At 37.3% G+C, this 12,743-nt stretch carries 13 protein-coding genes and 4 tRNA genes; 3 read left to right on the top strand and 14 right to left on the bottom strand.

What is annotated here, in order from left to right:
- Window positions 1-226 precede the first annotated feature (226 nt).
- Both FVA69_RS13005 and FVA69_RS13010 read left to right on the top strand, forming a co-directional pair.
- Window positions 227-652, top strand: coding sequence for a universal stress protein (locus FVA69_RS13005; protein ID WP_004910195.1), 426 nt, complete (start codon window positions 227-229; stop codon window positions 650-652).
- A 132-nt stretch (window positions 653-784) separates the two neighbouring features.
- Window positions 785-1,216, top strand: coding sequence for a hypothetical protein (locus tag FVA69_RS13010; protein ID WP_164528926.1), 432 nt, complete (start codon window positions 785-787; stop codon window positions 1,214-1,216).
- A 5-nt stretch (window positions 1,217-1,221) separates the two neighbouring features.
- On the opposite strand, the gene FVA69_RS13015 is transcribed toward FVA69_RS13010, so the two are convergent.
- The 4 genes from FVA69_RS13015 to FVA69_RS13030 form a co-directional block, all read right to left on the bottom strand.
- On the bottom strand, window positions 1,222-1,995 hold the full coding sequence (locus FVA69_RS13015; protein ID WP_109911216.1) for a nucleotidyltransferase domain-containing protein: 774 nt from the start codon (window positions 1,993-1,995) through the stop codon (window positions 1,222-1,224).
- A 6-nt stretch (window positions 1,996-2,001) separates the two neighbouring features.
- Complete coding sequence (locus FVA69_RS13020; RefSeq protein ID WP_164528927.1) at window positions 2,002-3,207, bottom strand: nicotinamide mononucleotide deamidase-related protein YfaY; 1,206 nt, start codon at window positions 3,205-3,207, stop codon at window positions 2,002-2,004.
- 797 nt (window positions 3,208-4,004) lie between these two features.
- Window positions 4,005-5,204 (bottom strand): enoyl-ACP reductase FabV, encoded by a 1,200-nt coding sequence (gene fabV, locus FVA69_RS13025; protein ID WP_109911334.1) that lies wholly within the window; start codon window positions 5,202-5,204, stop codon window positions 4,005-4,007.
- A gap of 125 nt (window positions 5,205-5,329) precedes the next feature.
- On the bottom strand, window positions 5,330-5,644 hold the full coding sequence (locus FVA69_RS13030) for a DUF1090 family protein (protein WP_115167415.1): 315 nt from the start codon (window positions 5,642-5,644) through the stop codon (window positions 5,330-5,332).
- A 168-nt stretch (window positions 5,645-5,812) separates the two neighbouring features.
- Between FVA69_RS13030 and FVA69_RS13035 the strand changes: the two genes are divergently transcribed.
- On the top strand, window positions 5,813-6,373 hold the full coding sequence (locus FVA69_RS13035; protein ID WP_109911213.1) for an SMI1/KNR4 family protein: 561 nt from the start codon (window positions 5,813-5,815) through the stop codon (window positions 6,371-6,373).
- A gap of 26 nt (window positions 6,374-6,399) precedes the next feature.
- On the opposite strand, the gene FVA69_RS13040 is transcribed toward FVA69_RS13035, so the two are convergent.
- From FVA69_RS13040 to pepT, 10 genes are all read right to left on the bottom strand, one after another.
- A complete protein-coding gene (locus tag FVA69_RS13040) occupies window positions 6,400-6,960 on the bottom strand; it encodes a hypothetical protein (RefSeq protein WP_117162027.1) in 561 nt (186 codons plus the stop codon).
- Between the two features lie 124 nt (window positions 6,961-7,084).
- Entirely contained in the window at window positions 7,085-7,237 is a 153-nt protein-coding gene (locus FVA69_RS13045; RefSeq protein ID WP_042851570.1) for a hypothetical protein, read from the bottom strand.
- A gap of 272 nt (window positions 7,238-7,509) precedes the next feature.
- A tRNA-Leu gene (locus tag FVA69_RS13050) sits at window positions 7,510-7,596 on the bottom strand.
- A gap of 126 nt (window positions 7,597-7,722) precedes the next feature.
- Window positions 7,723-7,809: transfer RNA gene (locus FVA69_RS13055), tRNA-Leu, on the bottom strand.
- Window positions 7,810-7,816: 7 nt separating this feature from the next.
- Window positions 7,817-7,890, bottom strand: a tRNA-Cys gene (locus tag FVA69_RS13060).
- A 23-nt stretch (window positions 7,891-7,913) separates the two neighbouring features.
- A tRNA-Gly gene (locus FVA69_RS13065) sits at window positions 7,914-7,989 on the bottom strand.
- Window positions 7,990-8,155: 166 nt separating this feature from the next.
- Entirely contained in the window at window positions 8,156-8,704 is a 549-nt protein-coding gene (pgsA, locus tag FVA69_RS13070) for a CDP-diacylglycerol--glycerol-3-phosphate 3-phosphatidyltransferase (protein WP_004263394.1), read from the bottom strand.
- Window positions 8,705-8,761: 57 nt separating this feature from the next.
- Window positions 8,762-10,594: an excinuclease ABC subunit UvrC gene (uvrC, locus tag FVA69_RS13075; protein ID WP_164528928.1), complete on the bottom strand. Its 1,833-nt coding sequence runs from the start codon at window positions 10,592-10,594 to the stop codon at window positions 8,762-8,764.
- Window positions 10,561-11,247 carry a LuxR C-terminal-related transcriptional regulator gene (locus FVA69_RS13080; RefSeq protein WP_004910157.1) on the bottom strand — a complete coding sequence of 229 codons (687 nt, stop codon included), beginning with the start codon at window positions 11,245-11,247 and terminating at the stop codon, window positions 10,561-10,563. Before FVA69_RS13080 ends, uvrC begins: the two co-directional genes overlap by 34 nt.
- A 196-nt stretch (window positions 11,248-11,443) precedes the next feature.
- Window positions 11,444-12,676, bottom strand: coding sequence for a peptidase T (gene pepT, locus FVA69_RS13085; RefSeq protein ID WP_164528929.1), 1,233 nt, complete (start codon window positions 12,674-12,676; stop codon window positions 11,444-11,446).
- Between the last annotated feature and the right edge of the window lie 67 nt (window positions 12,677-12,743).

The raw sequence follows: 12,743 nt of genomic DNA on the forward strand, positions 1-12,743 counted from the left end.
TGAAAAACAGCCTATAAATATCACCATTAAGTTTCTTAAGTTAAATCCGCCATCAAAGTATTTATTTTGTTGATCCGCTATGATGGAGCCCGAGGTATGTAATTCCTATGTGTAAATTAACATTATTTTGATTGACTCGGCCATTTACTAATTTAACAGCTCTACTCTTTATAAACTAACGACCCGATTACTGCATGAACTCAATAAATAAAAGCTGGAGAAAAATATGTATAATAAGATTTTGGTTCCGATTGATATAACAGAAAAAAGCTTAGCACATTTAGTTATGGCACATATTCAATACCTTGCTGAATATGAAAAAGCACACATTCATTTTTTAGCGATTATTCCTACTATCCCTTTCTATACCACGATGGGATTTGGTTTTGCTGAAAAAGCGGATAGTGAACAAGATAATGTAACAAGACAACTCACTGAGATTATTAAAGAATTTAATCTTTCAAGTGATAAGTACAGCGCGCAAGTTTTAATGGGAACACCAAGAGATGAGATTTTACGCGTTGCTGAAGAAATTTCTGCTGATTTAATTGTAATTGGCTCAAAGCGTCCCGGTATGTCCACATATTTTTTAGGTTCGACAGCATCAATGGTTATTCAAAATTCAAAAATTTCTGTTTTAACGGTTCGATAACCACTATCAATTATAATAACCTAGGTAACCTATTATTGGGTTACCTTGTTTTTTCGTGTTAAGCTTACATATCGACATTATTCACTCTACTAGGCTATATATTACAGGTTTATTTTTCACTCAAGGAATGTAATGAAAAGATACTTTCTCTGGATCAGTATAAGCATCAACATTATTCTTGCTATCGCCTTAATTACATCTATTACCTTGTTTTTTAACATGAAAAATCAGGTAATGACTATCGTTGAGCAAGTAAAAACAGGAAAGTATATCGAGCAGGTACAACAGCAAACCAAGCAACTGATTCCAAATACGCTAAATGAATTAAAAACCTTAGAAATTGATGGTGACTCCTGTGGCCAATTTTATCAAAAAGTTCATGAAGTTATTGAATACTTAAATAATAATCCAGAGATTATTGGGGCACAAACCTACACAGATCAACTGTCTTCAGTAAAAATGGCTATTGATAAAACTCCGACTATATTAAAAGACAAGGCCTGCAAAAAGGGTGTTTCAAGTATTAATTATATCGTTAATGCACTGCAGCCTGATGAGCTATAACGGGTTTATTTATTAATACTATTAGAGCGCTCACAATCTAACCAATTGATAAACTGGATTAATTTCCCCACGAATTGCTCATCAGCAAACGGAACAGTTCCTTGATATAAAAAATAATTTATCTCAAATTGCCGTTCAGGATAACGTTGGACTAATTTCTGTGTATATTCAGATAATGTTTCTGGCCAGTCATTATCTTTTTTCCAACGTAAAATGTTGGTCGAACGAATGAGTTTTCTCGATGCCGCTCGATATAATAACTTTAGTTCAGCGTCATCATTACAATGATTAATTTGGTCAATATAATCATTGAGTACATTAACAAAATCACCATTAACTGCTTCTGCTATTTCCCGCGAAGGGATAAGTTGGCTAAAATATGTAGCTAAATCATGCCCATAAATGCAACGGCAATGATGCTTAATCCAATATCCCCAACTATATAAATTAGCCTCACTCATCACATCCGTAAGTATACCAATATCAAAATCAATTTTGCTTATCTCGGTGTGACTAATCGTTAGTTGTAGTTGTATTTCATTAAGTCTGGTTGTCTCAAATTGGGTAAGATCGTCACGTAATATGATGCACAGATCTAAATCTGATTGTTGAGGTTTTGCACAGCCCTTTGCAACACTGCCATAAACATATAGGCTATGGAGCTTTTCTTTTAGTATGTGACTCAGCCAGTAAATAGATTCTGTTATTACTAACTGAAATTCCGATTGAAAAGGCCTTTCCTCAAGAACAGGGATATACGCATAATCTTTTAATTTCATAACCCACTAACTCTCTAAGATAAGTGTTTCTGTTTGTACTAACCATTCATAATAGCCAATAACCTCACGACCATTTAACCAGCGAGACAGCATATCTAGTACTAACATTACACTGACTTCTTGCTTTTCTTTCTGCGAATGATTATTTGGTAAATAGTGAATTCTTTGCACATAACACTTATCTGGGGTTGATAATGCAACGTTTAGATACTGCTCCTGATATTCACCAATCACTAAACCAATAGATAAGGGGTGGTTAATCGTTATATTCTGAGCTCTTTGCGCTAGAGTTTCTAATGTTTGCTCCACATCAAGTGGTAAAAATTGACTGTCAGAAATAACGATTCCTGCTGAATCCAATGTCCAATTTAATAACCCAGCACTATATTGTTCACTAGCTATTACGTTTAATTTCTTTTCTTTTAATAAGTTACCAATTTTTTGTGCTAAACCTTCAGTACCTTCAAATATCAGATTATCCCCTACTCCTTGCTTCACGAGTTGCCAATCTCTCTCCATCAATTCTTTTTGTGATGCAGGCCCCGTCAGTTTTAATTCAATAATAGGCATTGAGGAGCGGTAGCCTAAAACACAATTTTCAGGTAAAGGTAAGCTATCAAATTGCTTCGCAAGACTACTTTCACTACGACCAAAACTGGTTAGACGTAAACAAATTGGTGGCTCTGGCAATGTAAACCGTTCACGTAACCTCGGCAAAATTTGCTCATTCACCATAACTTTAAACTCTGAAGGAACCCCCGGTGTAAAAAAAATTAGACAATCATTCAAAACTAATGAAAAGCCACAAGCTGTTCCGACTGGGTTATCAATTAATTCCGCATTGGCAGGAAGTAGCGCTTGCTTACGATTTGTCTCAGGCATAACTCGCCCTCTGGCAATAAAATAGCGCTCCATAACCTCAATCCACTGTGAATGCTCAACTAATGGAACTCCCGCAGCTTTAGCCGCTGCCAAAGCACTTAAGTCATCACTTGTTGGCCCAAGCCCACCATTAACAATCAGAACATCTGCAGATAAACTACGTTCAAGGAAAGTAGCGACTAAACTATCTAAATCATCACCAACAGTTGTTCGGCTACTCAAAGGGAGACCTTGTTGAAAAAAACAGTCTGCTAACCAAGCGGCATTTGTATCAATTATTTGTCCGTGTAAAACCTCATCGCCAGTACTCAACATTTCAACAACTAACATCCATAACTCCCTTATTATGCAAATTACATTAACTTGCTAAATTACCTTATTATTAAGCTGACTAACATTAATATTTATTCAGCAAAACTGCTCTTCAAAAGTCACCTATAATCTATTAGAAACAAATAGTTTAGGATAACTATCACAATATGTGAGTCATAAAAAGGCTATAGTTTTATATGCAATTGAATCCATTATTTTTTATCGTAATAATAGAGGCTACATTTTCAAGCTAAAACTAATTAAGTCTATCGCACTACTTTCTTTATTTTTATTTCCGGATGTCAACTTGGGGGCTCTACAAATTCCAATTCAAACTCAGATTCAAAATTTGGGGAATTAAATGAGTTAAAAACGATAGAGTTTCCTTCCACAGAAACACCTAAAGATCTTGCTGAAGGCGCATTTGAAACTGAGTACGATAATGGCCAGCCAAAATTCAAAACTTGGGTATCTAAAGGATGTCTGGATAAATACATCAAAACCTACTATGAGAATGGCCGTATCGATATCGAATTAACCGCGCTATAAGGCACCATTTAAAATCTACCATAACACTCCAAGTAAAAACCAAGCATTACTGGTACTTTTAAAAATGGAGAACTTGTTGGCACAGTAACTGAATTTGATGAAAATGGAGCGATTATTTCTAAAACACTGATCCGTGATGGTGAGGCCATCGTAGTAGAATAATTTAATGAACAAAATAAAGCAGAAGCATATGATTTACAAGATAGCTAAAAAAGAAACCCGCAATTAGCGGGTTTCTAAGATATTAACAATCAAGGACAAAGCGACTAAATCAGCTCTTTTACTTCAAAATTCACTTCACCGCTAAGGTCAGCATCATAATCAACACCGTTTAGACCGAAGCCAAACAAACGGAGAAACTCAGCTTTATAACCTTGGTAATCTGTTAGCTCATTGATGTTATTATCATTCAACTGCTGCCAAATTTCACGACATGTATTTTGAACATCATCACGCAATTCCCAATCATCTAAACGTAGACGATGCTTTTCATCGGTATCTGGCACTGCGTCATTGAATAATTTAGTGGCAAATAAGCGTTGAATTTGTTCAATACAACCTTCATGGATCCCTTTCTCTTTCATGATTTTAAAGACAATAGAGATATATAAAGGCATTACAGGAATTGCAGAAGAGGCTTGTGTTACGACAGATTTTAATACAGCAACATACGCTGCCCCACCCTTAGCTTGCAATTTTTGGTTAATTGCATGAGCCGCACGGTCTAAATCTTCTTTTGCTTTACCTAATGTACCATGCCAATAAATTGGCCATGTTAAATCTGTACCAATATAAGAATAAGCCACAGATTGTGCATTATCAGCTAAAACACCTGCTTCATCTAATGCATTCATCCACAGTTCCCAATCTTGGCCGCCCATGACTTTTACTGTATCTGCAATTTCTTGTTCATTTGCGGGCTCAACAACGGCTTCAATTAGCACATCTTTGTTGGTATCCAGAGCAACAGATTTGTACGGTTCGCCAATAGGTTTCAAGGCCGAACGTACGATTTCACCTGTTTCAGGCATTTTACGCACAGGTGAGGCCAGTGAATAAACTACTAAATCAATTTGGCCTAAATCTTGTTTAATTAAATCAATAACGGTTTGACGGCATTCATCAGAAAAAGCATCACCATTAATGCTTTTCGCATACAAGCCTTCTTCTTTCGCTGCTTTGTCAAAACCTGCAGAATTGTACCAGCCCGCAGAGCCTGTTTTACCTTCACTGCCTGGCTTTTCAAAAAATACACCGATGGTAGCCGCACCGCTGCCAAATGCAGCATTGATACGAGAGGCCAGGCCATAACCGGTAGATGCACCAATAACTAAAACTTTCTTAGGGCCATTTTTCAGTTCACCACGTGATTTCACGTAGGCAATTTGCTCACGCACATTGGCTTCACAGCCTGCCGGATGAGCTGTAGTGCAGATAAAACCACGAATTTTAGGTTTGATAATCATAGTCATTTTTTCTTGGTAGCTAACAATCAGGGTCTAATATACCTGATATTATCCATTTACTTAAGACAGAGTGAAAATAAATAGGGAGAACAGACCAGTTTATGGCTTATTTTCTCATTAATTATCTATTTTAAATCGTTAAGCGCTTCAATAACACGACGTAATGAATCTAATTCCCGCTCAAGGCTAGTTTCTTTTCCTCTAGAATAATGGTCATATATTCTAGTAGCGCCAGAGTGGCTATCATAACACTTATTACTAATTTTATGGATTTTCTTCCTGATTTTGGACACTTTGTTTTTATTACCATGGTATGAAGCGTGACGCAGTTGCTGCTCTAAACTCATGAGCGTTTTTCCGCAATCATAGTATTTTGAGCCTGCTTGCGAAGAAAATGGGATAAATAGCGCCAAGAGAGCGACTAATAACGTTTTTCTCATGATAATTTCCTGATATAACTCATAAAATAATTTCTACTAGTCCAACATTTATGAGTATTTTCATCTACGAGATTTATCTTAGTTAAATAATCATCGCACTTATGTATAAAATATTGAAAGATAGGTGTTCTTGAAACATACACTGTTGAGATGAAGGAATTTATAATCATGTCCCCAGATCAATTCCATGACCGCATGTGGGAAATACTGCAAGATATTAACAAAAATGAATTTCATGCTGTTGCAGCTAAACCTCCTACGGATAAAGCAATTGCCAATTTAGCTACATCCACAGGAATAGCATTACCCAAAGATTTTTTAGCCTTTTCGCAAAAAACTAATGCACTTTGCATCATGGCCCGAGAAGAATTATGGCCTGAAGCTAAATTATTCGATGTTGGCCCAGCGTGGACATTTCATCGAGGTTTAGTCATTTTAGGAATCGAAGCAGAAGATCTTCCTGAATGGGCTAATATACAAAATGCCTATGAAAGTTTAGTTGAACTTTATGAGCTAACCGATGTTTTGCCACTATTAAAAATCATGGGTGACGGTAACCATTATTGGGGCGTAAAACAGGATGGAACTTTTGTTGAAGTTTTCGATGGTGAAGCCACCACTCTCGAATGCAGCTTTATCGACACTTATGCGACAGAAATTAAAGAACTCATCCAGCGGCAAAAAGATATGTGCGAGCTGATAACTAAACGAAATAAAAAACAACATTAGCGTGTGTCAAATAACTTGATAACCGCTTATTGCGGTTTAGTTGGTATTAAATTATGGATAACCATAACTGAGTAAACAATATCTTTTTTATCGTGAATTTTGCGAAAATGGGCATTACTAACAATACCAACCATAATCTGCATGCCATTTTTTTCATAAACTCGCTTAAATGGCGTTGTTTCGTCATCAGATATTTTATCTAAGAAATAAATATCCCGTTTATAACGCTCGATTGTTTGCTTTGGCAAACCATATGCTTCAAACATTTTCTGGTTAATCGCATCATACTCGGCCAAAATGACTGATTGGTCGCGGCTATCTTTTCCTTGAGAAGAAACTAACATTAATGTATTTTTTTCCCGAGAAAACATCAATAAAAACAGTTTATTTGCTATTTGAGGAGAGTTTTCTGATGAACATAAAGCACCTCCCTCTTCAAATTCAGTGCATTGTAATCCTTTTAAATTCAATTTTTTTATATCAACGGGGGTTTGCCCCCATTTGAACCCATAGGGGGCATCCAATTTTTTCGTTGTACAACCAGAAGCAAACACCAGTATTAACGTAAACAAAATCCCTTTATTCATCACTTCTCAAATTCCAATTAAGTCATCTAATTTGATACTACCAAAAACGAATAATTAATCAAAAATTAACTTTTCTATCATTACATTAAATGACTCAATTGATTTCTGCGTAGTTAAGGCCATCTTATTCTTCTTTACTCTCCTGCTGTTTAGCCTTTGCCATAGCAATTTCTTTCAGCCAATCCGCTAATAAAGGTTTTGTTTTTACTGTGTCTAGTAGTGCTCGTTCGTGTTTCGTTAATCGTACAACAACAACTTCAGTTTTCATGTTAGACATAGCTCGATCCTCTTCAAGAATCAAAATAGTGCCACAAAACATCAACAGAACGGTCTGACTTACGGTTTTTTACACGAATTACGCGTTAGCTGACACAACAAAGCAACTTTTGCGCTCTTATAAAAATAATTCATTGAATATAAAGAAGAAATATAACTAACAAACCGATATTAGTTGAGTAGATACAACGAATTTAAAGAGGATTAGATACAAAAAAACCACCTATAGGTGGTTAATTGTTAATTTCAAATCATCACTGATTGAAATTGAGATGGTGCCCAGGGCGGGACTTGAACCCGCACAGCCTAAAGGCCGAGGGATTTTAAATCCCTTGTGTCTACCGATTTCACCACCTGGGCCAAATTGTCTTTCTCACAAACTTGGATAAATTATTAATTTACCCAACTAACCATATATTCAATAACGATGCATAGTGGTTAGCTAACTTAAAATAAAACACTTAATGGTGTTTAATTACTTTAAGATGGTGCCCAGGGCGGGACTTGAACCCGCACAGCCTAAAGGCCGAGGGATTTTAAATCCCTTGTGTCTACCGATTTCACCACCTGGGCTAAATTTTGGAGGCGCGTCCCGGAGTCGAACCGAGCTACACGGATTTGCAATCCGGTGCATAACCGCTTTGCTAACGCGCCTTATCCGAATTTCTTTCGAAATTTGGAGCGGGAAACGAGACTCGAACTCGCGACCCCGACCTTGGCAAGGTCGTGCTCTACCAACTGAGCTATTCCCGCGTAAAGCTTCACTTTTCAGCTTATGCTTTTCAAACTGGCTGATTTACTTATTTATTTTCGTAAACCATGTTGCCGTTCGATGCGTTGCATTCTACTGATTTCACCTATCGAGTCAATACAATTATTGAAATAATTGGATCGTTCGCTGTTTTTTCAATCATTTCGATCACGCTTCGCTCAAATCGCCCCATGCAGCCTTTAAATATTGGAACATTGACCAAAATGTTAAGATAGCAGCCACATACATAAGTGCAATTGAAAGGTTTTCAATTAATGGTGTTGGGCGCCACAATAAACCGACTAATGACATCATTTGAGCTGTTGTTTTAAATTTCCCGATCCAAGAAACAGCCACACTACTACGTTTACCTATCTCTGCCATCCATTCACGTAAAGATGAAATAATGATTTCACGTGCAATCATAGTTGCCGCAGGTAAAGTCACATACCAAACATCATAACTTTCTGTGACTAACACTAACGCCGTTGCAACCATGACTTTATCAGCAACTGGATCTAAAAAAGCACCAAACTTTGTGGTTTGCTTCCACAATCTGGCTAAAAAACCATCAAACCAATCAGTTACCGCTGCGATAACAAAAATAAGCGCACATGCAAACGGCCCCCAAGTAACAGGGAGATAAAAGGCTAATACAAAAAACGGTATTAGGATGACGCGAAATAATGTCAACCACGTTGGTATGTTTAATTTCATCACGCTCACTAACTTTTTGACCAAGTTGGATATTATGAATATGTTGCCCTAAGACACTCACTGTTTCAATGCATTATAAATCTTTTCTGCAAGGGCGTATGAGATCGAGGGCACTTTTGCGATTTCTTCTATACTTGCATTACGTAAAGGCTGTAACCCACCCATATATTTTAGCAACATTTGCCGACGTTTTGGCCCAACCCCTTCAATAGATTCTAATGCGCTAGTACTTTTGACCTTTGCTCGTCGTTGTCGATGCCCTGTAATCGCATGATTATGCGACTCATCTCGGATATGCTGGATCACATGCAACGCCGGAGAATCTGGTGGTAATGAAAAACCTTCACCTTCAGGTTTTAAAAATAACGTTTCAAGCCCCGCTTTACGGTCGCTTCCCTTAGCTACACCAATTAGCAATGGGTGTTTTTTATCCCAATCGACCTCAAGTGAATTAAATACATCCCTTGCCTGCCCTAGTTGGCCTTTACCACCATCAATAAAGATGATGTCAGGCACTTTGCTTTCATCAATATGTTTACCATAACGACGCGTTAAGACTTGATGCATCGCCGCATAATCATCCCCCGGAGTGATCCCTGTAATATTATAGCGCCGATACTCTGATTTAACTGGCCCTGATTTATCAAATACAACGCAAGAGGCGACGGTTTGCTCCCCCATCGTATGTGAAATATCAAAGCACTCCATGCGGTTAATATTTTCTAAATTAACGACTTTTGCTAGTGCTGCCATGCGTTGTTGTACCGTCGAGTGTTGCGCTAATTTTGTAGAAAGCGCAATTGATGCATTCGTTCTCGCTAATTTTAAGTAACGAGCCCTCACACCACGCGGCTGGCTTTGAATATTAATTTTACGTCCGGCTATCTCAGAAAGAGACTCCGCTAATAATTCTTTTTCTGTTAATGCAAAATCTAATAATATTTCACCCGGTAGCGTTCTATTTTCGCTGCCTTGTAAATAAAACTGACCTAAGAAGGTTTGCACCACTTCCTCAAGCTGAGTATCTGCTGGAATTTTAGGAAAATAGCTACGGCTGCCAAGGACTTTCCCTTGACGAATAAAAAGTACATGCACGCAAGCAAGGCCAGACTCAAAAGAAACGCCAATAACGTCTAGGTCATCGCTGTCCCCAGATACATACTGCTCTTCCGTAACAGCCCTTACCGCTTGAATTTGATCTCTAAAACGTGCGGCATCTTCAAAGCGTAGTTCTAAACTTGCCTTTTCCATACGCTCAACGAGACCCGCCAAAACTTGTTTATCTTTTCCGGTTAAAAATAAACGGACATATTCAACTTGTTGATTATAGTCTTCATCGGAAACCAAGCCTTTAACACAAGGACCTAAGCAACGGCCAATTTGATATTGCAGACAAGGCCTTGAGCGATTTCGATACATGCTATCTTCACATTGACGTATCGGAAATAACTTCTGCATTAACGCCAGTGTTTCTCTCACCGCATAAGAACTGGGAAAAGGGCCAAAGTACTCACCTTTCGCATGTTTCGCCCCTCGATGCATCGAAATTCTAGGATGTTTTTCACTGCTCAAAAATAGGTAAGGATAAGATTTATCATCACGCAGCAATACGTTATAACGTGGTTGATACAACTTAATATAGTTGTGTTCAAGTAATAGTGCTTCTGTTTCAGTATGAGTCACCGTCACATCAATAGAGGCGATTTGCTTAACCAACTGCTCTGTTTTACGACTTCCCACATTTTCACGAAAATAACTGGATAAGCGTTTTTTAAGATCCTTTGCTTTCCCTACATATATGACCGTTTCCCCAGCGTCATACATACGGTATACACCAGGTTGATTAGTGACTGTTTTTAAGAAAGCTTTCGGCTCGAACTGTTCTGACACTCGGATAAACCCTGTTTTGCTGTAATTAAACCATAACTGATGGCTATATGAGTTAATTCTACATCACTACAGATATTAAGTTTACTAAACATTCGATATCGATAGGTATTTACTGTTTTAGGGCTTAAGGAAAGCGACTCTGCCACCCGTTTGATAGGTATCCCTTGAGTAATCATTAGCATGATTTCCAATTCACGCCCTGATAATAAATCATATATATCTTGTTGATTGCTATAGATTAACCGCTGGAGAGCAAGATCTTGCGCGATATCCGGAGAGATAATTCGCCGTTTAACACTCACAATCTGGATAGCTTCAATGAGCTCTTCTTCTGTCACATTGATACTTAATAAACCAAAAATACCGATATCTAGTGCTTTTAAAAAAAATGACGGATTATTTCTGACATTGTAAATAATGATCCCAACATCCGGTTGAGTTCTGCGCAGTGTCTGGACTGTTTTTAGTGAATCATAACGGAAGCTATCACTACTGATTAAAATCATATTTGCTTTCTGGCATCTATTCCATGTAATCGCATGTTCCACAGTTGGAAAAGAAGCAACAACCTTATAGCGTATATGACGTGAAAAAACTGCCTCAAAACCACGAATTGCAATATTATTATCGTCAATTATTATAATATTAATCAATTAATTCCCCTATTGGATTTTAAAATTAATTGTGAAAATAATAAATGAATAAATAAAAAAGTCATATACACTTTTTAATTTATCTTTGTTTTATTAAAAATAATATTAAATTATAATTTAGGTGAATGACTCATGGAAATTAATAATTAAAGACCACCTTATTAAGTGGTCTTATTATTAAGAGTTAACTGATGCGTTATTTTTTTCCAACTAAACGACAAATAGTTTCTGATACTAGGTAGCTTTTCTCAAAAGAACTGATTGGTAAAAATTCAAAGCATGAGTGGAAATTAAGTGCGCCAGTAAAATAATTTGGGGTTAAGACGCCTCTTGCTGATAAAGCTGAACCATCCGTACCACCACGCATCGGGATCACTTTAGGCTCAACCTTTTGAATTTTCAATGCATCGAAAATTAAATCAATCGCTGTACGATCATCACCTAACGAGTCACTAATATTGCTATACACATCTACAATGCTGCATTCAATTTTTGCTCTTGGATGACGTGCTTTTATTAATTCAATAGCTTGTTCTATAAAACGTTTTCGAGCTGCAAAACTATGGCGGTCAAAATCACGGATCGCCATTTTAATTTTAGCATTATCAGGGTTTGCGATTAAATCTGTGACATAAAAATAGCCTTCGCGATGTTCTGTGTGCTCTGGGGTATCAAAACGGTCAAAACAGCCAATAAAATCATGCGCAACCCGAATAGGGTTCAATAATACATTCTTAGCTGACATGGGATGTGCGGTAATACCTTTAATTGAAACTTCGATAGAAGCTGCATTAAACGTTTCATACACAACCTCACCAAGCGCACAGCAGTCAATAGTATAAGCAAAATCAACATTAAAGCGGGTTAAATCCATAATTTTAGAACCGCGTAGACCAATTTCTTCATCAGGTACAAACGCAACGTAGATATCCCCACAATCAAAATCGGCATATTGCAGTTTATGCATTAATTCCATAACAACCGTTACAGCGGCTTTATTATCAGCACCCAGTACGCTGGTTCCATCACTAAAAATAATATCTTCACCAATATAAGGTGCAGCTTCAGGGTGCTCGGCAGTCTTAAACCAAATGTTTTCTTTTTCATTTAAACATAAATCCTGGCCTTCATACCTCAAAGTTTGAGGCTTAATGATGGGAGATAACCCAACATCGACAGTATCTAAATGAGTCACAAAACCTATTTTTGGCGCTGAAGGCCTATTTCCTGGACGCATTGCATATAAGATGGCATGGTCATCAATATAAACATTTTTCAGACCATAATTTTCAAGCTCTTGAGCTAATAATTTTGCTAGTTCACGTTGCCCTTCTGTACTTGGAACAACTATGCTTGCTGCGTCACTTTGGCTTTCAATAGCGAGATAGCGGTAAAAACGCTGCTCTAATTGTTTACCTAATTCGTTCATTTCATATTCCTTGCATTGACTATATTTACCCTATCTACTTACTTAATAGATAAGGTATTGGCCCTAC

It is taken from the genome of Providencia sp. PROV004, assembly GCF_011045615.1.
Taxonomy (GTDB): Bacteria; Pseudomonadota; Gammaproteobacteria; order Enterobacterales; family Enterobacteriaceae; genus Providencia; species Providencia rettgeri.

Bases quoted from the DNA above. Each gene is read 5' to 3' on its own strand.
- pepT (WP_164528929.1), bottom strand. From the start codon at position 12,676: ATGAACGAATTAGGTAAACAATTAGAGCAGCGTTTTTACCGCTATCTC.
- pgsA (WP_004263394.1), bottom strand. From the start codon at position 8,704: ATGAAATTAAACATACCAACGTGGTTGACATTATTTCGCGTCATCCTA.
- FVA69_RS13020 (WP_164528927.1), bottom strand. From the start codon at position 3,207: ATGTTAGTTGTTGAAATGTTGAGTACTGGCGATGAGGTTTTACACGGA.
- FVA69_RS13040 (WP_117162027.1), bottom strand. From the start codon at position 6,960: ATGAATAAAGGGATTTTGTTTACGTTAATACTGGTGTTTGCTTCTGGT.
- FVA69_RS13035 (WP_109911213.1), top strand. From the start codon at position 5,813: ATGTCCCCAGATCAATTCCATGACCGCATGTGGGAAATACTGCAAGAT.
- FVA69_RS13005 (WP_004910195.1), top strand. From the start codon at position 227: ATGTATAATAAGATTTTGGTTCCGATTGATATAACAGAAAAAAGCTTA.
- FVA69_RS13010 (WP_164528926.1), top strand. From the start codon at position 785: ATGAAAAGATACTTTCTCTGGATCAGTATAAGCATCAACATTATTCTT.
- FVA69_RS13015 (WP_109911216.1), bottom strand. From the start codon at position 1,995: ATGAAATTAAAAGATTATGCGTATATCCCTGTTCTTGAGGAAAGGCCT.
- fabV (WP_109911334.1), bottom strand. From the start codon at position 5,204: ATGATTATCAAACCTAAAATTCGTGGTTTTATCTGCACTACAGCTCAT.
- FVA69_RS13045 (WP_042851570.1), bottom strand. From the start codon at position 7,237: ATGTCTAACATGAAAACTGAAGTTGTTGTTGTACGATTAACGAAACAC.
- FVA69_RS13030 (WP_115167415.1), bottom strand. From the start codon at position 5,644: ATGAGAAAAACGTTATTAGTCGCTCTCTTGGCGCTATTTATCCCATTT.